Genomic DNA, 22,959 nt, shown 5'->3' with positions numbered 1-22,959 from the left:
ATCGGCTGCCGCACCGTCACCGTCCCCGGCGGCAACCCCTTCGGCAGCCTCGACAGCGCCACCGGCGGGCCCGGCACCATCACCACCGGCGGCTGGTCCATCGACCCCGACACCACCAACCCCGTCCAGATCCACCTCTACCTCAACGGCACCTGGCGAGCCGCGATCACCGCCGACCTCCCCCGACCCGACGTCGCCGCCGCCTACCCCGCCTACGGCCCCAACCACGGCTGGCAGACCACCATCAGCTCCCTACCCCCCGGCCAACACCAACTCTGCGCCTACGCCATCAACCAAGCCACCGGCACCACCAACCCCCTCATCGGCTGCCGCACCGTCACCGTCCCCGGCGGCAACCCCTTCGGCAGCCTCGACAGCGCCACCGGCGGGCCCGGCACCATCACCACCGGCGGCTGGTCCATCGACCCCGACACCACCAACCCCGTCCAGATCCACCTCTACCTCAACGGCACCTGGCGAGCCGCGATCACCGCCGACCTCCCCCGACCCGACGTCGCCGCCGCCTACCCCGCCTACGGCCCCAACCACGGCTGGCAGACCACCATCAGCTCCCTACCCCCCGGCCAACACCAACTCTGCGCCTACGCCATCAACCAAGCCACCGGCACCACCAACCCCCTCATCGGCTGCCGCACCGTCACCGTCCCCGGCGGGTAGCCCGGCCACGCCGGCGGAGCCCGCTCGGGACCGCCCGGCCAGCTCAGGCGGCGCGCCCGCCGAAGCCCACCTCGGCGAGGTTCACCCGCAGCTTCCGCAGACCGGTGCGGATGCGGCTCTTCACGGTGCCCTCCGGCTCCCCGAGGCGCACCGCGACTTCCCGGTAGGTGCACCCACCGAGGTACGCCAGCTCGATCGCCGCCCGCTCGCCCGTGGCCAGCCCACCCATGGCCTGCCTGACCTGCTCAGCCACCGTGAGGTCGATGACATGATGCTCGAGGTCGTCGGCCACCGTCCGGTGCCGGCCTGCCTCGCGCTCCTCCCGCCGGTGCCGCGCTCTCGGCCCGCAGTAGATCGAGGGAGCGCCCATGGCCCTGCGCGAGCGGGAACGACCGCAGCGATCCCCGCGCCGAATCGAAGCGCTCGGGTCGGTCCCACAGCCGGAGGAAGACCTCCTGCACCGCCTCGTCCGCGAGCGTGACCGTGCCCAGGAGGCGGCGAGCGAGGGCATGGGCCGCCGCTGCGTGACGCCGGTGGGCCTCGGCGAGCGCAGCGTGGTCACGCCGGCGGATCGCGCCCACCAGCGTGGTGTCGTCCAGATCGTGGAGATCGGCACGGTGCACGGCAGACACACCGGGTTCGGGGGCCGGGCTGGATGGCATCCCCGACGACAACTGATTTAACACTAAACTCATTCCCGGCCGTGGGAGGTCAGCGATCCAACCGGCACACGACCTCTACGTGATGGGTGTGCGGGAACAGATCCACGACCAGCACGTCACCGAGTGCGTACCCGGCCTGCAGCAGCAACCGGATGTCGCGGCCGAGCGCGCCGGCGTCGCAGCTCACCAGCACCAGCCGGGGGGCGCCCGTCGCGGCCAGCACCGCCACAGCGGAACGACCCAGGCCCGCCCGGGACGGGTCGGCGATCACCAGCGACGCGGCCTGCGGTTCCCAGCGGGCGACATCGGTGCGCAGGACCCGAGCCGGGAGGCCCCGCAGGTTGTGTCGGGCATCGTCCACCGACGATCGGGACCACTCGAGGGCCACCACCGGCCGGTCGAGTCCCGCGCCCACCGTGGCCGCGAACAGACCGACCCCGGCGTAGGCGTCGATGATCGGCTCGCCCGGCGAACCGCCGACCACCGGCGAGGCGCCGACGCCCGCCGCGTCGCGGACCGCGGCCACCAGCGCCTCCGCACCGACCTGGCTGGACTGGAAGAACGAGCGGGCCGAGACCCGCAGGCGCCGCCCGCTCACCTCTTCGTGGATGTGTGCCCGCCGGCCCCGGCGCAGCTCGTCCCGGCCGACGACGAGCACGCCGTCCGGCACCGACACCCCTGACGCGGTGGGTGACGCGAGCACCAGCCGGTCCCCGGTGGCGGCCCCCACCCGGATGGTCACCTCCTCCGCCTCGCCGAAGCGACCCTCCACCAGCAGCTCCTCCACCAGGGGGTGCGCGACCAGGCACGACTCGACCGGCACCGGCTCGTGACTGCGGCGGCGGCGGTAGCCGGCTCGCCCGGCCCGCACCGCCGCCCGCACGCTCGTGCGGTATCCGGCGGCGGGCAGGGGCGGCGCCACCCGGACCACCGGCTCGTGCACCTCTGCGGTTCGGCGGAGCGCGTCGCCCACCACCGCGGCCTTCAGCGCGGCCTGCGACCCCGCCGCGAGGTGCTGCAGATCGCATCCCCCACAGCCACGCGCCAGCTCCGGGCACGGGGGCTCCACGCGGCCCGGCGCGGCGCGCCGCACCTCTACCAGACGCGCCCGGGCGAAGTCGCGTCGCTGTTCGGTGATCGCGGCCCGGACCTGCTCGCCGGGTAGGGCCCCCTCGACGAACACCACCCGGCCGCTCGCGTCACGGGCGATCGCCTCGCCCCCCACGGCGTGCCCGGTGACCTCCAGCACCAGCACCTGGTCATCCTCGGCGGCCATCCGAGCGAGGCTAGGCAGCCGGAGCGGTATGTTGGCGCCACATGACCGACGCCGCCTCCTCCGCCGCCCGCCGACCGATCGAGATCGTGCCCTCGGTCCTGCCAGCCGACTTCTCCCGCCTCGGTGAGGCCTGCCTGGCCCTCGAGAAGGCGGGCGTCGACCGCATCCAGTTCGACGTGATGGACGGCAGGTTCGTGCCCAACCTCACCTTCGGGGCGGATGTCATCGCCTCGGTACGGGAGCACGTCAGCGTGCCTTTCGAAGCCCACCTGATGGTGCACGAGCCCACCTGGCTCGTGCCGCACATGGTCGAGGCGGGGTGCCAGACGGTGATCGTCCACGCCGAGGCCTGCACCCATCTGCACCGGGTGCTCGGGCAGGTGCTCGAGACGGGAGCTCGGGCCGCGGTGGCGCTGAACCCGGCCTCACCCCCCCAGCTCGCCGAGTACGTCCTCGATCTCGTCTCCATGGTGCTGGTGATGACCGTCAACCCCGGCTTCGGTGGGCAGCGCTACCTCGCCAGCATGGAGCCCAAGCTGCGGTCGCTACGGCGGACGATCCTCGAACGTGGTCTGGACGTGGACCTCGAGGTGGATGGGGGGATCGGCCCGGACACCGTGACCGGCGCCACCGCCGCCGGGGCCAACGTGCTGGTCGCCGGCAGCGCCCTGTTCCGCGACGAGCAGGGCCTCGAGCACGCGGTGAGCGAGCTGCGGTCGCTGGCCGAAGCCGCCCGGTCCGGCGTCCAGGCCTGACCCCTGGCGTCGAGCGCACCCGGACCGGCCACGCGCGCTCGATTGCCACCATCGTGGCGACCGGTCGCGACATACTCGCGACTCCTGGCTGCGGGCGGACCTCACCACAGGAGCGATCGTGTCGCGCAAGCCCACCCGCCTGCCGCTTCTCGCGGCACTCGCCGCGGTGGCCATCGGAACAGCCGCCACGTTCACGGTCCGCCACCGTTCACCCGAACCATCCGTCGACCGCTTCTGCGCCCGGATGGCCGAGGCTGCGGGCCTCGACGAGAGCCTGGCGGCATCCGACACGGAGCAGGTGGCGGCCCGGGTCGATGCCTTGACCGCTGCCGCCCGGGTCGCACCCGGCGAGATCCGGCCACCGATGGAGACGATCGTCGGGGTCACCGGGGCCCTCGAAGCCAGCCTCCGCACCGCGTCCGGCGACCCTGCCCGCGCGCTGGCCCAGGTGCTGCAGGACCAGCAGACCGGTGTGGACCAGGTCCGGACGGCCGGCCAGGCGCTGCAGGACTACGTCGAGACGGCGTGCGGGCTGCAGCTGCGTGAGACGTCGACCCCCGTGATCGACTCCGGCCTCAGATGATCTCGCCCCGGCGCACGATCACGTGGTCGATGAGTCCGTACTCCTTCGCCTGCTCGGCGGTGAACCACCGATCGCGCTCGGAGTCCTTCTCGATCTGCTCGACCGGCTGGCCGCTGTGGAAGGCGATGCGCTCGGCCATGAGCCGCTTGGTGTAGGCCATCTGCTCCGCCTGGATGGCGATGTCCGCAGCCTGACCCTGCACCCCACCGAGAGGCTGGTGCATCATGATCCGGGCGTGCGGCAGCGAGTAGCGCTTGCCCGGCGCGCCGGCGCACAGCAGGAACTGCCCCATGGACGCGCCGAGACCCATGCAGATGGTGGCCACGTCCGGCTGGATGAACTGCATGGTGTCGTAGATGGCCATACCGGCCGTCACCGAGCCGCCCGGCGAGTTGATGTAGAGCCAGATGTCCTTCTCGGGATCGGTGCCTTCGAGGTAGAGGAGCTGCGCGATGATCTGGTTCGCCATCGCATCGGTGACCTCGGTGCCGAGCACCACGATGCGCTCCCGAAGGAGCATCCGGAAGATCTCCTGCGACTGGTCGGTGCTCATCGGTGCCTGAGCCAGCGGCTCGAGCGGGAGGTGCTGCATCGTTCTCCTCGGAGTTGCGGGTGCTGCCAGGATGGCCCGAGGCCAGCCCTACGTGGGTGGGAAGGCTAGCGGGCGCTACCGTTCCCCGGACGCGGGCGTGGCGGAACTGGTAGACGCGCTGGGTTTAGGTCCCAGTGTCTTCGGACGTGGGGGTTCGAGTCCCCCCGCCCGCACGCGCCGGACGTGTCATCGCACACCGGCCACGAAGAACAACAGCACCTGGGTGCCGTTGATGACGAAGTGGGCGGTGATCGCCCCGCCCAACCGGCCGTCCCGCCACACGGTGAGCAGGGCCAGGACGAGCCCGTACAGCGCGGTGACCCCGGCGATGAACAGCGCACCGCCCACGCTGGTGCCGGCGGTGGCGTGCAGCGAGCCGAACAGCAGTGACGAGCCCACCACCGCCACCCGCACGTTCCAGCGTTTGCCGAGGGAGCGCATGAGCAGGCCGCGGAAGAACAGCTCCTCGGCGATCGGGGTGCCGACCGCGATGGTGGCGAAGAGCACGAGCACGACCACCGGGCCGGTCCCCACCTCCGCCAGGAACCCCGCGTTGGACGGCGCGTCCGCGCCGGTGATGGCGACCCACAACAGGCTGAGCAGGATGCTGATGGCCAGGCTGGCGAAGCCGGCCAGCACCCCCCAGCCCACGTCGGCCCAGGTGAAGACCAGGCCGAAATCCTTGCGCAGGCTGCCCTGACCCTTGAACCGGGTGGCGACCACCGGCCAACCGATCAGCCCGAGCCAGCCGCCGACGACCCCCAGCACCACCACCAGCAGCGGGGGCTGGTCCGGGCGCAGGGTGTCCTGGCCACCCGTGGCAGCCATGAGGGCGAGGGCGAGCAGGGTCGTGGCGACCTGCCCGGTGAAGAACAGCAGCAACCCCCATCCCACGTCACCGAGGCCCCAGCGGATCTCGGGTGGGATGGCGCGGGGGGCAGGTCCCGGCACACCGGTCGGACCCACCGGCGCGGGTGCCGGCCAGGACCGGCCCCCCGGGCCGGCAGGGGGCGGGCCAGGGGGGGTGATGGGCGGCGGGAGGGGCGAGCTCACGATGCCAGTCTGCCTGCCCGGGCGCCCGGTGCAGGCTCAGCCCGGGGCCGGGGTGGCGAGCCGCCGGGCCACCCGGCTCGTGAACACGCTCGGCAGACCCCCGGTGTGCACGAACACCGTCGGCTGGTGCGGGGCCAGCCGCCCCGCCCGGCGATCGGCGATCAACGCCGCCAACGCCTTGCCGGTGTACACCGGGTCGAGCACCAGCCCCTCCAGGTGCGCCGCCAGCCGGATGGCCTCGTCCGCCGCCGGGGTGGGCGCCCCGTAGCCAGCTCCGACCTGGGTGCGGTCGAGCTGGACCCGCCCGCCGGGGAAGGGGCGCCCGGCCAGCGACGCGGTGGCGGTGACCAGCGCCTCGATGCGTTCATCGACGTCGGGGATGGCGCCGACGTCGACCCCTCGTACCCGGTCGTGGTGACCGAGGCCGACCGCAAGACCGGCCTGGGTCCCGCCGCTGCCGGTGGCCGTGTAGACGATGGCCCCCATCGGCACCTGGGTCACCAGCTCCGCGGCCGCAGCCACATAGCCGAGCGTGCCCACGTCCGACGCGCCACCGAGGGGCACCTCGTAGGGCCGCCGCCCCTCACCCGCGAGCCGCACACACACCTCGGCCATGGTCGTCTCCAGCCGCTCGGCGTCGTAGGTGCCGACCCATTCGAGCTGCACCCCGAACAGCTCGTCGAGCAGCAGGTTGCCCTCCGGCACCGCCGGTCGCGTCCCTCCGAGCACCGCGACGCACGACAGCCCCGCTCGCCTGGCCGCGGCACCTGTCATCCGGACGTGGTTGCTCTGGGCGGCACCCCCTGTGAGCAGGGTGTCGCAGCCCAGGGCCAGGGCGTCGCCGACCAGGTAGTCGAGCTTGCGGGCCTTGTTGCCACCGCCGGCGAGGCCGGTCAGGTCGTCTCGCTTGACCCACAGCGCGCCCTCGTCGAAGCCCAGCGAGCGCCCCAATCGGTCCATCGGCTGCAGCGGCGTGGGGGTGACCGCGATCGGGAACCGCTGGGGTGGGCTCACGCCGGGGAAGGTACCGCACCGGGTCGCCACCGCTTCCGTCGTAGGGTGCCGCGATGGCGACCGACGATCCGATGGATGCCGAGACAGCGGAGCTGGCGGCGCTCCCGCCGCTCCCCACCCCTGCACCGCTCGTGCGGCTCGAGGCGCTCGAGCACAACCTGGCCATGATGGCCGCGGCGTGGCCCGGGAACGCGCTACGACCACACGTGAAGGCGTTCAAGTCCACCGCGCTGGCGCGGCTGCTCGCCGACCGGGGCCACCCCGGGTTCTGCTGCGCCACCATCCGGGAGATGGAGGGGCTGGCCGCGGCGGGCCTGGGTCAGGACCTGCTGCTGGCCAACGAGGTCCTCGATGCCACGCGGCTCGGCGCGCTGGTGGAGTCCGGATCCGCCCGGGTCACGGTGGCCGTGGATTCCGCGGAGACCATCGGCGCCGCGGTCGCGGGGGGTGTGCCGGAGGTGCTGATCGACGTCAACGTGGGCCTGCCCCGGTGCGGCTGCCCGCCGGAGAGCGCCGGGCTCCTGGCGGGACAGGCCCGCGCCGCGGGGCTCGTGGTGCGGGGGGTCATGGGATACGAGGGACACGTCGTCGGGGTGGCGGATCGCGCGGCTCGGGAAGCCGGGGTGGCCGAGAGCATGACGTTGCTCGCCGAGGCCCACCGGGCGGTGGGAGGTGAGGTGGTCTCGGGCGGCGGCACCGGCACCTGGGACCTCAACCGGTGGGTCACCGAGCTGCAGGCCGGCTCGTTCCTGCTCATGGACACCGCCTATGCCGCGCTGGGGTTGCCGTTCCGGATGGCGCTGTCGGTGCTCGGCACCGTGATCTCGGTCAACCGGGCGCAGGACTACGCGGTCGCGGATGTCGGCCTGAAGGCCCTCGGGATGGATCACGGCAACCCCCGGATCGAGGGATTCCGGGTCTGGTTCTGCTCGGACGAGCACGTGACCTTCGCCCCTCGCGAGGGTGTGGCGCTGCCCCGGGTCGGCGACCGGGTCCGGGTGCTGCCGGCACACGTGGATCCGACGGTCGCCTACCACGAGCGGTTCTTCGTCGTGCGTGGCGGCGAGGTGGTCGACGAGTGGCCGATCGACCTGCGCGGCTGGTGACCCGGCGTGCTCAGGCCAAGCGCATGAACAGCCGTTCGACCTCGGGGAGGCCGTAGCCTTCGGACTCCGCCTGATCGGGGTTGTCGAGGCAGTAGAGGAGCCCCGCAGCCACCAGCTTGAAGCCCGCCTGCTCCAGCGCCCGGGTGGCGGCGGAGAGCTGGGTCACGATGTCCCGACACTCACGCCCCTCCTCGAGCATCCGCTCGATGCCCTGCACCTGGCCCGCGACCCGCCGCAGGCGCTTCCGCACGTCGTCGACCACGACTTCGGGCAGTTCCATGTTATTGATCCTATACCCCAAGGGGTACACATCGGCACCGGCCGGGACGGCGCCGGATCACGTCCCTGCCGCGAGGCGCGCCGCGAGCGCCCGGAACGCCCGTCCCCGGTGGCTGATGGCGTGCTTCTCCGGCCCGCTCATCTCCGCGAAGGTGCGACCGTCTCCTTCGACGGGCACGAAGACGGGGTCGTAACCGAAGCCGGCGTCCCCTCGGGGGCTCGGTGCGATCACACCCTCCACCACCCCCTCGGCGGCGACCTCCCGCCCGTCCGGGTAGCGCACCAGCGCCACGGTGCGGAACCGCGCCGTCCGGCCCGACGCATCGAGCGCGCCTGCGTCGAGGAGCTCGGTGAGCAGCTTGCGCACGTTGTCGGCGTAGGTGGCCTGTTCGCCCGCGTACCGCGCGGACCGCACCCCCGGCGCCCCACCGAGCGCGTCGACCTCCAGCCCGGTGTCGTCCGCCACCGCTGGCAACCCGGTGACCTCGCAGATCGCCGCCGCCTTCAGGCGGGCGTTGCCCTCGAGCGTGGGGGCGTCCTCGGCCACCTCGGGCACGGTGGAGGGCCGGGGCAGCAGCACCACCTCGGCGGGGCCCAGGATGGCCTGGATCTCGGCCACCTTGTCGGGGTTCGCGCTGGCGCAGACCAGCTCGACCGCGCTCACGAGCTGGCCGTGCGCCGCGGCGGCGGGGTGGCGAGGTAGGACCGCTGCTGCTGGACGATCTCGGCGATGCCTCGCTCGGCGAGGTCGAGGAGATCGTCGAGCTCCCCCCGCGAGAACGCCAGGCCTTCCGCGGTGCCCTGCACCTCGATGTACCGGCCGGACCCGGTCATGACCACGTTCATGTCGACCTCGGCGGTCGAGTCCTCGACGTAGGGCAGATCGAGCACGGACACCCCGTCCACGATCCCCACCGACACCGCTGCGCACTCGTCGTGGAGCGGGTGCTCGCCGATGACGCCGTCGGCGACCAGCCGGCTGAGGGCGTCGTGGAGCGCCAGGTAGCCACCGTTGATGGACGCGATGCGCGTCCCGCCGTCGGCCTGGAGGACATCGCAGTCCACGATCACCTGCCGCTCCCCCAGCACGACCAGGTCGCACACCGCCCGCAACGCCCGGCCGATCAGCCGCTGGATCTCCTGCGTGCGCCCGGACGGCTTGCCGGCGGCGACCTCCCGCCGGATCCGCTCCGCGGACGCGCCCGGCAGCATCGAGTACTCGGCGGTGACCCAGCCCTTGCCCGCGCCCTTCATCCAGCGGGGCACGTCCTCGTCCACGTACGCCGTGCACAGCACCATCGTGCGTCCCGCGGTGACCAGCACCGATCCTTGCGCCTGGTCGGTGAAGTCACGCTGGAAGCTGATCGGTCGAAGCTGGTCCGGCTCCCGGCCATCAGGTCTCACGAATGCCACCTCTCTCGGGCCCCACGGGCCCCACGACCCTGCCGGGCCTCACGGGCCTGGGGCGTGCGGCCCTCGACTCACGTTGCGATGGTCTCACGGTCCCACATCCGCGAACTGGCCTGTCAAACGCGTGCTTCCGCACGCGTTTGACAGGCCAGTTCGCGACTGCGGCGGGCTTCCGGGCGGTGGGCGAGCACCGATCCCGGTGGCGAGGGCGGTCAGAGCTCGTAGCGGGCGCCGGTCCGGGCCAGCTCCACCGGCTCGCCGAAGGCCTCGGAGCCGATGCGCTCGTAGCGCCGCGGGTCGCCGCCCGGCCACAGGTGGGTGAGCACCAGCCGCCGGGCACCGGCCGAAGCGGCCATCGCCCCCGCCTGCCGGGCGCTCAAGTGGAGCACCCCTTCCCCCTCCTCGTCGGTGGCGAAGGTGGCCTCGCAGAGCACGAGGTCGATCCCTCGCCCCAAACGGTCGAGCGCCCACCCCGGGCCGGTGTCGGCCGAGTAGGCGATCGAACGCCCCGCCCGCGGGTCATCGACCCGCACCGCGAGGGTCTCCACGTAGTGCTCGGTCTCCGAGAACCGCAGCCGCAGGCCGCCGATCGCCAGCTCGTCACCGTCATGGATCTCGTGCCAGTCGATGGTGGGGTTGAGCCCACCATGGGAGATCGACTCGGCGAGCTTGCGGTTCTCGGCCGTGCCGTAGACCGCGAGACCCTCACGCTCGAGCGCGTACTTGGTCGCGGTGCGCAGGCCCGACAGGTCGAGCCAGTGATCGGGGTGGCTGTGGCTCAGCACCACCGCATCCACCTCGTGCAGCCCGATGTGGTGCTGGAGGTTCGCGAGCGCGCCGGGGCCGAGGTCGAGCACCACGTTCACCCCATCCGCTCGCACCAGGTAGCCGCTGCAGGCCTGCCCCGGTCCGGGGTAGCTGCCGCTGCAACCCAGCACCGTGACGCTCAGCGCCACGAGCCGTCCTCCGCCCACATGATCGGCCGGGCGTCGTCGAGCTCGGGACCGAGCAGCCGGCGCCCGAGGGCCCGGAAGGTGGCCACGTCTCCCGAGGAGATCCACGTGTGGGTGGCGCGACCTGCTGCCCGCATCTCGGCCGGCGGGCGGTCGTGGCCGAGGGCGGTGAGCTGGGCCCGCACGGAGAAGGCCGTCTCGTCGGCAGAGGACACCAGCACGACGTCACGACCCATCACATCGCTGATGGTACGGGCGAGGAACGGGTAGTGCGTACAGCCGAGCAGGAGCGTGTCGATCCCTGCCTCGCGCAGCGGAGCGAGCAGCCGCTCGGCGAGCACGTGCACCTGGTCGCTGTCGGTCTCCCCCCGCTCCACGAACTCGACGAATCCCGGGCACGCCGCGCAGGTGAGCTTCACACCCGGGTCGGCCGCGGCCACGGCCCGCTGGTACGCGCCGGAGCCGATGGTGCCCACGGTGCCGATCACCCCCACGTGCCCGTTGCGGGTCGCGGCCACCAGCGAGCGGACCCCGGGGTCGATCACCCCCACGACGGGCACCTCGAAGGACCGCCGCAGTTCATCGAGGGCCGCGGCCGAGGCGGTGTTGCAGGCCACGATGACCAGCTTCACCTGATGCTCCTCGACCAGGTACCGGGTGATCTGGTGGGCGAAGCGGCGGACCTCGGCCAGCGGTCGCGGCCCGTAGGGGTACCGGGCGGTGTCGCCGACGTAGACCAGATCCTCCTCGGGGAGCAGGTCGATCAGCGCCCGGGCCACGGTCAGCCCACCGAAGCCGCTGTCGAACATACCGATCGGGCGACGGTCCACGTCAGCGATCCACGTCAGAGCGCCGCGACGAGGAACGCCAGCGCAACCAGCGCCAACGCCCCACCGAGGAACCACCCTCCCACCCGCAGCATGGGGCTGTCCCGGAGTTGCGGGCTGGTCTCCACCCCGATCACGAGGATCACCCCGAGCACGCCGAAGATGAAGGTGAACAGCACGCCGAGACGGTAGCCGAGACGGTAGCCGGGACGGCTCAGAAGTAGATGATCTTCGACGCCTTCTCCGCCACCTCGTCGAGATCGTCGGTGTAGGCGCCGGTCGACAGGTACTTCCAGCCACCGTCCGCGACGATGAACACGATCGTGCCCTGGTCGAGCCGCTCGGCGACCTTGATCGCGCCGGCCAGCGCCGCGCCCGAGGAGATGCCGGCGAACACCCCGCACTCGGTGACCAGCCGGCGGGTCCACTCGATCGACTCCAGTGGCCGCACGATGCGCTTGCCGTCGAGCAGTTCGGGGCCGCCCCACTTCTCGTACACCGGTGGGATGTAGCCCTCCTCGAGGTTGCGCAGCCCCTCCACGAGCTCGCCGAGCGGGGGCTCGACGGCGAGCACCTTGATCTCGGGGTTCTGCTCCTTGAGGTAGGTGCCCACCCCCATGAGCGTGCCGCTGGTGCCCAGGCCGGCGACGAAGTGGGTGATCTCCGGGCAGTCGCGCCAGATCTCCGGGCCGGTCGACTCGTAGTGTGCCCGCGGGTTGGCTTCGTTGGCGTACTGGTAGAGGAAGACCCACTCGGGGTGCTGGTCGCTCAGCTCGAGGGCGCGACGCACCGCTCCGTTCGAGCCTTCGTTGCCGGGGGTGAGGATGATCTCGGCCCCGAACACCTCGAGCATCTGCCGGCGCTCGATGGACACGTTCTCCGGCATGACGATCTTGATGGGGTAGCCCTTGATCCGGGCGATCATCGCCAGCGCGATGCCGGTGTTGCCCGAGCTGGGCTCGATGATGGTCTTGCCGGGGGTGAGGGTGCCGTCGGCCTCGGCCTCCGTCACCATCTTGAGGGCGATGCGGTCCTTGACCGAGCCGGCGGGGTTCTGGCTCTCGACCTTGGCCAGGATGCGTACGCCGGGATTGGGGCTGAGCACGCTGACGTCCACCAGCGGCGTGTCGCCGATCATGTCGAGCACCGATGCGTAGACGGTCATGGGGCGGGCCTCGATCCGTGTGGCGTGCACTCCCCGGCGCGCGTGGCCGGGTCTCCCTGTTGATTGTCGGAAATCTTGACCAGTTTTGTAAAGATTCTACCGGTCTCCGATCGTGACCGGTTCCTCGGCGATCGTGCCGTCGACGATCCGGTAGGACCGCAGCACCGGGGCCTCGTCCCGCAGGGAGACGATCACGTAGTGCCAGGCAGGGTCGGGAGCCTGAGCCACGTCGGTGGGCGACGGGTAGGCGTCCGTGTGGGTGTGGGAGTGCATGACGCCGATCAACTCGAGGCCCCGGTCCTCGGCGTCGCGGTCGGCGTGGAGGTGGTCCCGGGGGTCGACCGTGTACACCCTGGCCGACGCCGCGGCGTTCCGGCAGCGGTAGAAGACCTCCACCCGGCCGGTCACCGGATCGCCGCCCAGCAGCCCGCACGCCTCGTCGGGCAGGCCGTCGTAGGCGGCAGCGATCATCTGCGCGTAGGCACGGTGAGGCAGGCGCAGCATGGGCGCCGAGGGTACTCGCGACGCGGGCGGCGTCCGTCGGGCCCAGCGGGATCGGCTCGGTACGCTCACGGGTCGTGGCCGGCACCAAGATCATCGCGACCAACCGGCAGGCCCGTCGCGACTACGACATCCTCGACCACGTGGAAGCGGGCTTGGTGCTGCGCGGCAGCGAGGTCAAGTCGCTGCGGGAAGCCAAGGTGCAGCTGGCCGATGCCTATGCCCGCATCGACGGCGGCGAGGCCTGGCTGGTGGGGCTGCACATCGCGCCCTGGCGCACGGCGGCGACCCACAGCGGTCACGATCCGGAACGTCGGCGCAAGCTCCTGCTGCACCGCGACGAGATCGAACGGCTCCGCGCTCGCCTCGACCAGGAGCGGCTGACGATGGTGCCGCTCTCGTTGTACTTCAAGGACGGTCGGGCCAAGGTCGAGCTGGCGCTGGCGAAGCCTCGGCGCAAGGGTGACAAGCGCCAGGCGATCGCGGCCCGCGACGCCCGGCGGGAGGCGGAGCAGGCGATCGGTCGGGCACTGAAGGGCCGGGAGTAGGACCTACCGGGACGGGCGCTACGGGGGAGGGACCCGAGCCCGCCAGCCCGGCGGTCAATCGTCATCGAGGACGATCGCCATCCCGACGCCGTCACCCTGGATCGTGGCCCCGGTGGGATCGGAGAGCACCACGGCCAGGTCCCGGTCCCCTTCCGGCAGGTCATCCGGCAGGAGCGTGATGGTGATGGTCTTCTGCCACTGGCCCGGCCGGAAGGTGATGGTCTTCGGCTTGGCCGGCTTGTAGTCGACGCCGGCCCGGGCCGTACCGTCGACCACCGTGGCCACGACGGTGGTCTGCTCGGTGGCCGGTGCCGACAGGGTGACCCGGACCTGCATCTTCACCACTCCGGTGTCGCCCTCGACCGCCCGCACCGAGCTGACCCCGACCCGGCTGCCGGTGCCGGGCTCGTCGTCGAAGATGACCGCGATCCCGCCCGCTCGGCCGAGTGCGGCTCCCATCGCGCCCACCAGCTCGACGCTCACCAGCTCCATGTCCTCGGCGACGGTGTCGCCATACACCTTGACGGGGATCTTGGTGGCCACCGGGGTGAGCCCGGTGGTGGGCTTCGGCTTGATGGTCAGTGTCCGCACCGCCCCGCCGAAGTCCTCGAAGTCGACCCGGCCGCCGGTGGCGGTGAGCCCGACCAAGCGGTACTGGACGGTGACCGGGGTGGTCGAAGGCCCCGAGAGCGTGACGGGCACCAGGATGGTGCGCGTCGCCGTGTCGCCCTCCCACACGGACGCGTCGCCGACCGACACCGTCACCGGCGCCAGGTCGTCGTTGAGGATGGTGCCGGTGCCCTGTCCATCGGCGATGGTGGCCCCTGACGGGTTCGAAAGCACGACCGTGAACGTCTCGTCGAACTCGGAGACCACGTCGCCGTTGACGGTGACCGTGATGGTCTTCGACGTGTCCCCGGGTTCGAAGGTCAGGGTGCCCGACACCGGCAGGTAGTCGCCGGGCGCGACCGCGGTCCCGTCGCTGGTGGCGAAGTCCACGCTCACCGTGCCCGATGAGGCGGTGGACAGGGTCACGGTGAACACCGCGTCGGTCGTGCCGCTGTCGCCCTCCACCACCGTCACGTCGTCGATGGAGAGCTCGGGGAGGGCCAGGTCGTCGTTGAGGATGGTGCCGACGCCCTGCCCGTCGGCGATGGTGGCTCCCGACGAGCTCGACAGCTCCACGGTGAACGTCTCGTCGGGCTCGTACACGGTGTCACCGTTCACCGCCACCGCCACCGTGCGCACCGTCTCCCCCGGGTCGAAGGTCACCGAGCTCGACACGCTGGCGTAGTCCTCCGGCGCCACCGCGCCGGCGTCCGCCGTGACCACCTGAACGGTGACCGGGCCCGGTGAGGGGAACGACAGCGAGATGGTGAACGTGGCATCGGTGGTGCCCGAGTCGCCCTCCAACACGCTGACGTCATCGATCGACAGCGTGGGAGGATCGTCGTCGTTCACGATGGTGCCGCTGCCCTGTCCGTCGCCGATGGTGGCCCCCGACGAGCTCGACAGCTCCACGGTGAACGTCTCGTCGAGCTCGTAGACGGTGTCACCGTTCACCGCCACCGCCACCGTGCGCACCGTCTCCCCCGGGTCGAAGGTCACCGAGCTCGAGACGCTGGCGTAGTCCTCCGGCGCCACTGCGGTGCCATCAACCGTGGCCACCTCGACGGTCACGGGGGACTGGCTCGCCGGGATGAGGGTGAGAGTGAACACGGCATCGGTGGTGCCGGCGTCGCCCTCGAGGACTGCGGTGTCGAGGATCGACACCGACGGCTGGTCCTCGTCGTCGACGATGGTGCCGGTCCCCTGCCCGTCGGCGATGGTGGCGCCGGTGGGGGCGAGCAGGCCGACCATGAAGGACTCGTCTCCCTCGTAGAGCTGGTCGCCGGCCACCTGGACGGTGACCGTCCGGGCGGTGTCGCCGGGCTGGAAGGTGAGCGTTCCCGCCGCGCTGGCGTAGTCGCTGGGCGCGGTGGCGCTCCCGTCGGCGGTAGCGAACCCGACGGTGACCGGATCGGGGCTCGGCGCGCTGAGCGACACCGTGAAGACGGCCGGAACCGTGCCGCTGTCGCCCTCCACCACCGTCACGTCGTCGATCGAGAGGCTGGGGACGGGATCGTCGTTCAGGATGGTGCCGACCGCGCCCGGGTCGCCGATCACCGCGTTGGTCGGGCTGGACAACTCGACGTGGAAGGTCTCGTCGTGCTCGTAGGCGGTGTCGCCGACGATGGTGACCTCCACGGTGGCGGTGGTCTCGGCGGGCGAGAACGACACCAGCGTCGACCGCGGCAGGTAGTCGTCGCCGGATGTGGTGGCGGTCCCGTCCGCGGTGTCGACCTGCACCGTCACCGTCGATGCCGAGGGCTTGGACAGCGAGAGCGTGAAGGTCATCACCGAGGTGCCCACGTCGCCTTCGGCCTGGGCCAGGTCGTCGATGCCGATCACCGGGGCGCCGGTGGCGAGCACCCGCACCGCGGCAGTGTCGTAGACGGGTACGAAGGTCAGCCCGCCGCCCGCGTCGTCACCGGTGATCGAGTCGAAGGTGCCCTGCCGGCTCGAGCCGGTGACGATCTCGTAGGTGTCGCCGTCGGCGGGTGCGTGACCGCCGACGAGCTCGAGGGCACCGGCCAGCTCGACCGGACCGGCGGCGCTGAGGACGTCGTGCTGGGTTGCCGGGGCGGTGCCGTCGAGGTCCACGGCCAGCGTGCCGCTCGCGGCCTGGGTGAAGCCACCCGTGAGGTCGAGGGCGCCCGGCCCGGAGACGCCCGGCTCGACCCGGGCCGCGTTGCGGACCAGCGCCGCGTCGACGGTGCCCGATCCGGTCAGGGTGCCGCCGTCGACGCGGACGGTGCCCCCGCCGAGCAGCCGTAGCTGAGCGGTCGAGCCGGTGAGGGTGGTGCTGCCGCCGGTCTGGACCAGGTCGCCCCCGGGAACGGTGAGCCGGCTGCCGGCATCGGTCACCAAGGCACCGGCGTTGGTGAGCCCAGCGGCGACGGTCTGCTGCCGGCCGCCGCTCAACTGCAGGGTGCCGGCCGCGGCGTTGGTCGACAGTCCGGCGAGCGCGTCGCCGCCGGCCGCATTGGTGACGGTGGCTCCGGGGCCGTCGAGGCGAACGGTCGCGGCGTTGGCGGTGATCCCGCCGGTCCCGGCCTCGTCGAGCCGCAGGGTCCCGCCGAGGTGGTAGGTGCCGCCGGTGAGGGTGCCGGCGGTGAGGTTGGTGAGGTCGCCGCTGATCCTGAGTTGCCCCCCGCTGGCGACCTCGATGGTGCCCAGGTTGGTCACCACCGGCTGGATCTGGGTGGTACCCCCGGATCCCTTGGTGATGGTGCCGGGAGCGGTGTTGAGGAGCACCCCGCTCGGATCACCGCAGTTCGAGATGGACCCGCCGGCGAGCCCGAGGTCGAGGCTCCCGCGGTTCTCGACGGTCGAGCCCGCACAGATCGACAGCTCGCCGGTGCCGAGCGACCAGCTTCCCTCGTTGACCAGCGTGTGCCCGTCGAGGTAGTAGCCGCCGGTGGCCGTCGCGGACGGCCCAATGGTGGTCGTGCCCGAACCGGAGAACAAGCCGAAACCCCAGGTTAACGAGTCGGTGACGGTCAGGCTGCCCACGATCTCGCCACCGGCGAAGTCGAGCACCGGCAGGGTGTCGATGGGACCCAGCTCGATGTAGCCGCAGGACACCTTGAGCAGCCCCCCGCCGATGGTGGCGCCGGTGCCGAAGGCCCGGTTCCCGCAGAGCTCGAGCGTGGCTCCCGGACTGATCTGGAACGAGCCGGTGTCGGGGTCGAGCACCGGTTGGTCGACCAGGAACAGCGACCCGCCGTGGACCTCGACGGCACCGTCGTTGGCGAACGGCACGTACAGCGAGCCCTCGTCCGACCCCGGCCCCTTGGTGGCCACGCCGGAGCTCTCGTTGACGAAAGCCACGTCACCGTCACCCGCGTCACATTCTGAGACGGTGTAGAGGGGGCTGGCGGGCAGCTCGAAGCTCCCGGCGTTGACGATGCTCGAGGCTCGGCAGAGGGTGATGTCGCCGGCGGGCCAGCTCGTCGAGCCTTCGTTGCGAAGGGTGTGGCCCGACTCGATGGTGAGGTCGGCGGCGAGGCTGGCGCTGGCACCAGCGGCGACGACGGTCGTACCGCCATAGCCGGCGGTGGCCGCCTGCGGCGAGCCGAGGATCGCGCCGCTGCCGACGGTGAGCGACCCGGTGACCGTGAGCTGGGCTGCGCCGCCCCGGCGGCCGTTGAGCACCAGGTTCGCCACCGAGGACGCCTCGTTCGCGCTGGTGGTGCCGATCCGCAGCTCCCGGGTGCCGGTGATGGTGAGGCTGCCCTTGAAGTCGACGCCCTTGACGGTGCGGTTCTGGGTGTCGCTGAACACGATCGACGAACCAGGAGGCGCGCACGCGAACTGGCTGGCGGAGGGGACACCGCTCGGGGACCAGTTGGCCCCGGTCTGGTAGAGCCCGCCCGGCGGGCCGATCCAGTTCTTGTCGCAGCTCGCGGCGTCGGCCCGCAGCGCGGTGACCACCAGTGCGACGCCGACCACCGCCAGCAGTGCGAGCCCGGTGACGGCGCCCGGCCGGAGAGCAGCGCGGCGGCTCGCTATCAGGTTCGTGCGCTCCACCTGCGAACTTCCTCCCACAGGAGCCTCTCGGTCCCGCCGCTTCTCATGGGCTCAGGCCGCGGTGCCGCGGCCTGGCCGGATGCCCCGAGGGTACATGAGCGTGCTCCGGCGCTCACGGCGAGTGGCCGCCGACCCTCCATCCACCAGGTTCGCCTGGGAATCCCTGCTCGACGCCGCCCGGCCGCCGCTAGCATGGGAAGGCCGCTCGGGCGAGCGGTGTTTTACAACGGGGCTGATCGGTTTCGACGCTGAGACCGGAAGTCGATCCGTGCGACCGGAGTTGCTCAGACTCCTAAAACGGGGCAACCAAAGAACCGCCGATGGCGAGTTCGCTCTCGCTGCCTGATCCGTCAGGTCGCAGAGAGTCATCGTGACCAGCAATGGCGCACGGGGCCTGACCACTACAGCCCGGCAACAGAAGTAGTGGTGGACGGCAGGGAGAGACCGCTGACGGCGTGAAAGACCGCTGACCCCGGGGAAAGACCCGGCGGTGGGGTCGCCAACCCGCCCCGCCCGACCCGGCGGGTCGGCAGCCGTTGAGCCGAGAACCGGGAATGGTCGTATCGCGGGCGATGACCGCTCGGCGGACGGGGGTTCGATTCCCCCCAGCTCCACCGATCCGGGCTTCCGGGCGTGCCGGGAGGCATCTGCCGGGCCGGTGCCGGCATCCGCCGACGGCGCACCGGGCCATCCCCCATTCTTGTCAGACCCCCTGCGTACGGTGTCGGCGTGAGGCTCCTGCACACCTCCGACTGGCACCTGGGCCGCTCGCTGCACGGCGAGGCACTCATCGACGCGCAGGCGGCGTTCGCCGATCTCCTCGTCGAGGTCGTGGCCGGCGAGAGCATCGATGCCGTGCTGATCGCCGGTGACCTCTACGACCGGGCCATCCCCCCGCTGGACGCGGTGGAGCTGTTCGACGACACGCTCCTCCGGCTACGGAGCACGGGCGTACCCGTGGTGTTGATCGCCGGCAACCACGACTCTGCGGGCCGCCTGGCCTTCGGGAGCCGGCTGCTGGAGGCGGCCGGCGTGCACCTGCGCACCCGGGTCGAGACGTGCGGCGAACCAGTGCTGCTCGCCGACAGCGCCGGTGACGTCGCCATCTACCCCCTCCCCTACCTCGAGCCGGCGCTCGCCTGCTCCCCGCTGGAGGCGGGCGAGGTGCGTCACGAGGCGGTACTGCGAGCCGCGATGGCCAGGGTGGCCGCCGATCGCGCCCGGCGCGGCGAGCCTCGCTCCGTCGTGCTGGCCCACGCCTTCGCCACCGGCGGCGAGCCCTGCGACAGCGAGCGCGACCTCACCGTGGGGGGCACAGCGTCGGTACCCACCGCGGTGTTCGCCGGCGCCGACTACGTGGCTCTCGGTCACCTCCATCGCCCCCAGCAACTCGCGGAGCACATCGCCTACAGCGGCTCGCCGATCGCCTACTCGTTCTCCGAGGCGGGGCACCCCAAGTCGTTCACCGTCGTCGACCTGCCGGCCAGCGGGCCACCGCGCCTGGAGCGCATCCCCATCCCCCCGTGGCGACCGATGGCCCGGCTGCGCGGCACCTTCGACGAGTTGCTCTCCTCGGCCGAGTTCACCGGTCACGAGCATGCCTGGCTCGAGATCACCGTCACCGACGAGCGGCGTCCGGCCAACCCCATGGAGCGGCTCCGCAAGCGGTTCCCGCACGTGCTCCGGCTGGTCTTCGAGGCCAGCACCACCACGGAGGTCGTCTACGGCGAGAAGGTTGAGGGGCGCTCCGATCTCGAGGTGTGCCGGGCGTTCGTCGAGCACGTGCGCGGCCGGCCGGTCACCGCCGCGGAGGACGCGCTGCTCGACGCCGCCGTCCAGGCGCAACGGATCGCGGAGGTGGCTTGATGCGCCTGCACCGCATCGAGATCCAGGCGTTCGGGACCTTCACCCACCGCCAGGTCATCGACGTCGACGAGCTCAACGACCGCGGCCTGTTCCTCGTGCACGGCCCGACCGGTGTCGGCAAGACCACGATCCTCGATGCCGTGTCGTTCGCGCTCTTCGGCACCGTACCCGGGGTGCGCGCCCGGGCCGAGGGTCCGCGCTCGCACCTCGCCGACCCGGCGACCCCCACCGAGGTGGTGCTCGAGGCGAGCTTCGGCGAGCGCCGCCTTCGGTTCACCCGGCGACCGAAGCAGCCGCGCCCGAAGAAGCGGGGCGAGGGCTTCGTCGAGGAGCCGCCGACCGCGCTCGCCGAGGAGCGCCTCGACGATGCATGGAAGCCCGTGACCAGCCGGCCCGCCGAGGTCGGCCTGCTCGTGGCCGACCTGCTCCACATGGGCCCAGACCAGTTCCACCAGGTGGTGTTGCTTCCCCAGGGCGAGTTCGCCAAGTTCCTGCAAGCCAGCGCGGAGGAGCGCCGCCCGCTCCTCGAGAAGCTGTTCGCCACCGACCGGTTCGCCCGTATCGAGACCTGGCTCGACGAGCAGCGCAAGGCGGCCGCCAAGGCGCTCGACGAGGCCTGCGCCGAGGTGGACCGGGGGACCCGGGCGGTGGAGGCCCTCGCACACTCCCTCGTCGGAGACGTGGGCACGCTTCCTCCGCCACCGGCTGACCGGGCCGAGCTCGCAGGGTGGGCCCGGCATCTCCTCGACCTCGCTGAGGACGCGGCAACGCGGGCGGCCGACCGCGTCAGCCGCCTGCAGGCACAACGCGACGACCTGGCCGGCCGACACGACGCCGCTCGGCAGCTCCACGAGCGCCAGCGCCGGCATGCCGAGGCCCTCCGCCGACGCACCGAGCTGCACGCGGCGCACGATGAGCACGAACGGCGGGTCGACCGCCTCCGGGCCCACGAGCAGGCCAGCCCCGTGGGCCCGCTGCTGGCCCAGGTCGAGCACGCCCGCGCCCGCGAGTGCGACGCTCGGGAGGCACTCGAGCAGCAGCGCCGATCGGTCGAAGCGCTCGACCCGAGCCTCGCCGCGGCCGACATCGAGCACCTCACCCGGCGGCGCGACGCCCTCCTCCAGCAGCGCGGGCAGCTCGAGCAACTCACCACCGTCGAGCGCGACCTGCGCCGGCGAGACCGTGAGATCGCCGCGAGGCGAGACGAGCTGATCCGGTTGCAGGAGCAGCTCGACCAGCTGACCCTCTCGCTCGGCGAGCTCCCCGGTCGGGTCGAGGGCCTCGTGCTCGACAAGGAGCGCGCGGCCCGGGCCGCCGGCTCAGTCGAGGGTCTGCGCGCCGCCGCCCGAGACGCGCAGCGACGCTGCTCGGCAGGCCACACCCGCGACCGGCTCCGCGAGCAGCTCCGGGGCATCGACGACAAGCTGCGCGCCGCCATCGACGCCCACCAAGAGGCGCGCGACGCTCTGCACCACCTGCAGGAAGCACGCATCGCCAACATGGCCGCCGAGCTGGCCGCCGGCCTCGAACCGGGTTCGGCCTGCCCGGTGTGCGGAAGCGTCGATCACCCATGCCCGGCGACCGCCGGCACCGGGGGGCTGGTCACGGCCGAGCAGCTCGACGACGCCACGGCGCGCGTGGATGACGCCGAGCGTCGTCGATCCGAGCTCGAGCGGGTGCAAGCCGATCTCCGCGCCGAGCTGGCCGCCGCGGAGGCCACCGCGGGTGAGGCCCCGGTCCTCGAGCTGGAGCAGCAGGCCTGCTCCCTCGCGGCGGAGCTCGCCGAGGCCGAGGAGCACGCTGGCCGACTGGCCGCCATCGAAGCAGAGCTGCAGCTCCTCGCCGACCACCAGGGGCAGCTCCACCTCGAGCGGGAACAGCTCAGCAAGCGCATCGGCGAGGCCGAGCATGCGATCACGGTGGCGGACCAGGAGCAGATCGGGGACCGCAAGCGGCTCGAGGAAGGCCTCGGAGGAGCCCCGACGGTGGCCGTGGCGATGACCCGCCACGACGAGCTGGCACGGGCCTGCGACGCGCTGGCCAGCGCCATCGACGCGCACCACGACGCGACGAACCGGCTCCGGGACGCCGAGCAGGCCGCACAACGCGAGGCCGCGGCCGCCGGCTTCGCCGACGCCGACGCTGCCCGACGCGCCATCCTCCGCCTCGACGAGATCCGTTCCCTCCGTCAGGCGATCGACGAGCACCATGCCCTGCTCCGGGCGACCCAGGAGACGCTCGACGATCCCGAGCTCGCCGAGGCTGCTGCCCGACCACCCGCAGACCTCAACGGGCTCGGCGCCGCCCGGGAGCGAGCAGACGCCGAGCTACACGAGGCGCTGCGCCGGTCCGGGGCTCTCGCCGAGACCGTGCAGCACCTGCGCGAGAACGTGATCGACCTGCGGGACGCGGTCGATCGACTCGGGCCTGTCAGCGCCCGCCACGACGAGGTCGCGGGCCTCGCCCGCCTGGTCGCTGGCGAGGCGGACAACGCGCTGCGGATGCGCCTGTCGGTGTTCGTGCTCGCGGCACGCCTCGAGCAGGTCGCTCACGCGGCGAGCCGGCGCCTCCACCAGATGAGCAGCGGCCGCTACACCCTCCGCCACACCGACGAGGAGGCTGACGGGCGCCGGCGGAGTGGGCTGGGCCTGCTCGTGATCGACGCCTGGAGCGGCACCGAACGCCAGACCACCACCCTCTCGGGCGGCGAGAGTTTCATGGCGTCCCTGGCGCTGGCGCTGGGACTGGCCGACGTCGTCACCGCCGAGGCAGGCGGCACCCGCATCGACACCCTCTTCATCGACGAGGGTTTCGGCAGCCTCGACGACAACACCCTCCAGGTCGTCATGGACGTGCTCGACGAGCTGCGCAGCGGTGGCCGCACCATCGGCATCGTCAGCCACGTGGCCGACCTCCGCAACCGCATCCCCGCACAACTCGAGGTCCGCGCGGGAAGTGCCGGCCGCCGCGGCTCGAGCGTGCACCAGGTGACGGCTCCCTCCTGAGCGGACCCGGCTGAACCCCGGCCGAGCGAGGCCTGGTGCCGCCCGCCTCAGACC

General features: G+C 72.1%; 21 protein-coding genes, 1 tRNA gene, 1 other RNA gene and 3 pseudogenes. 9 read left to right on the top strand and 17 right to left on the bottom strand.

Translation table 11 applies throughout. The features are described 5' to 3' along the window. Positions 1-678 (top strand): annotated as a pseudogene (locus HZF19_RS13220) (hypothetical protein); the annotation flags it as partial. 43 nt (positions 679-721) lie between these two features. Here HZF19_RS13220 and HZF19_RS17490 read toward each other — a convergent pair. From HZF19_RS17490 to HZF19_RS13205, 3 genes are all read right to left on the bottom strand, one after another. Then, on the bottom strand, positions 722-931 hold the full coding sequence (locus tag HZF19_RS17490) for a sigma factor-like helix-turn-helix DNA-binding protein (protein ID WP_208029257.1): 210 nt from the start codon (positions 929-931) through the stop codon (positions 722-724). After that, a complete protein-coding gene (locus HZF19_RS17485; RefSeq protein ID WP_372443467.1) occupies positions 924-1,169 on the bottom strand; it encodes a sigma factor in 246 nt (81 codons plus the stop codon). Before HZF19_RS17485 ends, HZF19_RS17490 begins: the two co-directional genes overlap by 8 nt. Positions 1,170-1,389: 220 nt before the next feature. Beyond that, positions 1,390-2,616, bottom strand: coding sequence for a class I SAM-dependent RNA methyltransferase (locus tag HZF19_RS13205; RefSeq protein ID WP_208029255.1), 1,227 nt, complete (start codon positions 2,614-2,616; stop codon positions 1,390-1,392). A gap of 41 nt (positions 2,617-2,657) precedes the next feature. Here HZF19_RS13205 and rpe point away from each other — a divergent pair, with 41 nt between their 5' ends. Further along, positions 2,658-3,371, top strand: a complete 714-nt coding sequence (rpe, locus tag HZF19_RS13200) for a ribulose-phosphate 3-epimerase (RefSeq protein WP_208029254.1) — start codon at positions 2,658-2,660, stop codon at positions 3,369-3,371. 118 nt (positions 3,372-3,489) lie between these two features. After that, positions 3,490-3,954 carry a hypothetical protein gene (locus HZF19_RS13195; RefSeq protein ID WP_208029253.1) on the top strand — a complete coding sequence of 155 codons (465 nt, stop codon included), beginning with the start codon at positions 3,490-3,492 and terminating at the stop codon, positions 3,952-3,954. Here HZF19_RS13195 and HZF19_RS13190 read toward each other — a convergent pair. Next, positions 3,947-4,507 (bottom strand): ATP-dependent Clp protease proteolytic subunit, encoded by a 561-nt coding sequence (locus tag HZF19_RS13190; protein WP_208029263.1) that lies wholly within the window; start codon positions 4,505-4,507, stop codon positions 3,947-3,949. The two genes, HZF19_RS13195 and HZF19_RS13190, sit on opposite strands and share 8 nt — an antisense overlap. A gap of 130 nt (positions 4,508-4,637) precedes the next feature. Here HZF19_RS13190 and HZF19_RS13185 point away from each other — a divergent pair. After that, positions 4,638-4,719, top strand: a tRNA-Leu gene (locus HZF19_RS13185). Positions 4,720-4,732: 13 nt separating this feature from the next. Here the strand turns inward: HZF19_RS13185 and HZF19_RS13180 are convergent. Both HZF19_RS13180 and HZF19_RS13175 read right to left on the bottom strand, forming a co-directional pair. Next, positions 4,733-5,497: a CPBP family intramembrane glutamic endopeptidase gene (locus tag HZF19_RS13180; RefSeq protein WP_208029252.1), complete on the bottom strand. Its 765-nt coding sequence runs from the start codon at positions 5,495-5,497 to the stop codon at positions 4,733-4,735. Positions 5,498-5,635: 138 nt separating this feature from the next. After that, a complete protein-coding gene (locus HZF19_RS13175; protein ID WP_208029251.1) occupies positions 5,636-6,613 on the bottom strand; it encodes a 1-aminocyclopropane-1-carboxylate deaminase/D-cysteine desulfhydrase in 978 nt (325 codons plus the stop codon). Positions 6,614-6,666: 53 nt separating this feature from the next. Between HZF19_RS13175 and HZF19_RS13170 the strand changes: the two genes are divergently transcribed. Next, positions 6,667-7,719, top strand: a complete 1,053-nt coding sequence (locus HZF19_RS13170) for an alanine racemase (RefSeq protein WP_235980037.1) — start codon at positions 6,667-6,669, stop codon at positions 7,717-7,719. 10 nt (positions 7,720-7,729) lie between these two features. Here the strand turns inward: HZF19_RS13170 and HZF19_RS13165 are convergent, their stop codons facing one another. The 8 genes from HZF19_RS13165 to HZF19_RS13130 form a co-directional block, all read right to left on the bottom strand. Further along, positions 7,730-7,999 (bottom strand): metal-sensitive transcriptional regulator, encoded by a 270-nt coding sequence (locus HZF19_RS13165; RefSeq protein WP_208029250.1) that lies wholly within the window; start codon positions 7,997-7,999, stop codon positions 7,730-7,732. Positions 8,000-8,056: 57 nt separating this feature from the next. Beyond that, a complete protein-coding gene (gene rdgB, locus HZF19_RS13160; RefSeq protein WP_208029249.1) occupies positions 8,057-8,662 on the bottom strand; it encodes an RdgB/HAM1 family non-canonical purine NTP pyrophosphatase in 606 nt (201 codons plus the stop codon). After that, positions 8,659-9,402, bottom strand: a complete 744-nt coding sequence (gene rph, locus HZF19_RS13155; RefSeq protein WP_208029248.1) for a ribonuclease PH — start codon at positions 9,400-9,402, stop codon at positions 8,659-8,661. The genes rdgB and rph overlap by 4 nt, the downstream gene beginning before the upstream one ends. Positions 9,403-9,620: 218 nt before the next feature. Beyond that, positions 9,621-10,364 carry an MBL fold metallo-hydrolase gene (locus HZF19_RS13150; protein WP_208029247.1) on the bottom strand — a complete coding sequence of 248 codons (744 nt, stop codon included), beginning with the start codon at positions 10,362-10,364 and terminating at the stop codon, positions 9,621-9,623. Next, positions 10,355-11,191, bottom strand: a complete 837-nt coding sequence (gene murI / locus HZF19_RS13145; RefSeq protein WP_208029246.1) for a glutamate racemase — start codon at positions 11,189-11,191, stop codon at positions 10,355-10,357. The genes HZF19_RS13150 and murI overlap by 10 nt, the downstream gene beginning before the upstream one ends. A gap of 14 nt (positions 11,192-11,205) precedes the next feature. Then, positions 11,206-11,367 carry a hypothetical protein gene (locus tag HZF19_RS13140; protein ID WP_208029245.1) on the bottom strand — a complete coding sequence of 54 codons (162 nt, stop codon included), beginning with the start codon at positions 11,365-11,367 and terminating at the stop codon, positions 11,206-11,208. Between the two features lie 35 nt (positions 11,368-11,402). Then, positions 11,403-12,353, bottom strand: a complete 951-nt coding sequence (locus tag HZF19_RS13135) for a PLP-dependent cysteine synthase family protein (protein ID WP_208029244.1) — start codon at positions 12,351-12,353, stop codon at positions 11,403-11,405. Positions 12,354-12,449: 96 nt separating this feature from the next. Beyond that, complete coding sequence (locus tag HZF19_RS13130; RefSeq protein WP_208029243.1) at positions 12,450-12,857, bottom strand: M67 family metallopeptidase; 408 nt, start codon at positions 12,855-12,857, stop codon at positions 12,450-12,452. 74 nt (positions 12,858-12,931) lie between these two features. Here HZF19_RS13130 and smpB point away from each other — a divergent pair, with 74 nt between their 5' ends. Continuing rightward, positions 12,932-13,402 (top strand): SsrA-binding protein SmpB, encoded by a 471-nt coding sequence (smpB, locus tag HZF19_RS13125; RefSeq protein WP_307781221.1) that lies wholly within the window; start codon positions 12,932-12,934, stop codon positions 13,400-13,402. A 54-nt stretch (positions 13,403-13,456) separates the two neighbouring features. Here the strand turns inward: smpB and HZF19_RS17590 are convergent, their stop codons facing one another. The 3 genes and pseudogenes from HZF19_RS17590 to HZF19_RS17580 all read right to left on the bottom strand — a co-directional run. Further along, entirely contained in the window at positions 13,457-13,861 is a 405-nt protein-coding gene (locus HZF19_RS17590; RefSeq protein WP_443706299.1) for a Calx-beta domain-containing protein, read from the bottom strand. A gap of 294 nt (positions 13,862-14,155) precedes the next feature. Then, positions 14,156-14,863 (bottom strand): annotated as a pseudogene (locus HZF19_RS17585) (Calx-beta domain-containing protein); the annotation flags it as partial. A 6-nt stretch (positions 14,864-14,869) separates the two neighbouring features. Further along, positions 14,870-15,799: pseudogene (locus HZF19_RS17580) on the bottom strand (Calx-beta domain-containing protein); the annotation flags it as partial. Between the two features lie 2,463 nt (positions 15,800-18,262). On the opposite strand from HZF19_RS17580, the gene ssrA reads away from it, so the two are divergent. From ssrA to HZF19_RS13105, 3 genes are all read left to right on the top strand, one after another. Continuing rightward, positions 18,263-18,651: a transfer-messenger RNA gene (ssrA, locus tag HZF19_RS13115) on the top strand. A 112-nt stretch (positions 18,652-18,763) separates the two neighbouring features. Further along, positions 18,764-19,900 (top strand): exonuclease SbcCD subunit D, encoded by a 1,137-nt coding sequence (locus HZF19_RS13110; protein WP_208029241.1) that lies wholly within the window; start codon positions 18,764-18,766, stop codon positions 19,898-19,900. After that, positions 19,900-22,905, top strand: a complete 3,006-nt coding sequence (locus tag HZF19_RS13105; protein ID WP_208029240.1) for an AAA family ATPase — start codon at positions 19,900-19,902, stop codon at positions 22,903-22,905. Before HZF19_RS13110 ends, HZF19_RS13105 begins: the two co-directional genes overlap by 1 nt. Positions 22,906-22,959 lie beyond the last annotated feature (54 nt).

The organism is Rhabdothermincola sediminis (assembly GCF_014805525.1).
Classification (GTDB): domain Bacteria; phylum Actinomycetota; class Acidimicrobiia; order Acidimicrobiales; family Acidimicrobilacustridaceae; genus Rhabdothermincola; species Rhabdothermincola sediminis.
The sequence above is the reverse complement of the archived record's forward strand: the minus strand, read 5'-3'. Positions and strand labels throughout refer to the sequence as shown.

Coding starts and splice junctions, on each gene's coding strand:
- HZF19_RS13205 (WP_208029255.1), bottom strand. CDS start 2,616: ATGGCCGCCGAGGATGACCAGGTGCTGGTGCTGGAGGTCACCGGGCAC.
- HZF19_RS13130 (WP_208029243.1), bottom strand. CDS start 12,857: ATGCTGCGCCTGCCTCACCGTGCCTACGCGCAGATGATCGCTGCCGCC.
- rpe (WP_208029254.1), top strand. CDS start 2,658: ATGACCGACGCCGCCTCCTCCGCCGCCCGCCGACCGATCGAGATCGTG.
- HZF19_RS13105 (WP_208029240.1), top strand. CDS start 19,900: ATGCGCCTGCACCGCATCGAGATCCAGGCGTTCGGGACCTTCACCCAC.
- HZF19_RS17590 (WP_443706299.1), bottom strand. CDS start 13,861: ATGGGAGCCGCACTCGGCCGAGCGGGCGGGATCGCGGTCATCTTCGAC.
- HZF19_RS13135 (WP_208029244.1), bottom strand. CDS start 12,353: ATGACCGTCTACGCATCGGTGCTCGACATGATCGGCGACACGCCGCTG.
- HZF19_RS13165 (WP_208029250.1), bottom strand. CDS start 7,999: ATGGAACTGCCCGAAGTCGTGGTCGACGACGTGCGGAAGCGCCTGCGG.
- HZF19_RS13170 (WP_235980037.1), top strand. CDS start 6,667: ATGGCGACCGACGATCCGATGGATGCCGAGACAGCGGAGCTGGCGGCG.
- HZF19_RS13190 (WP_208029263.1), bottom strand. CDS start 4,507: ATGAGCACCGACCAGTCGCAGGAGATCTTCCGGATGCTCCTTCGGGAG.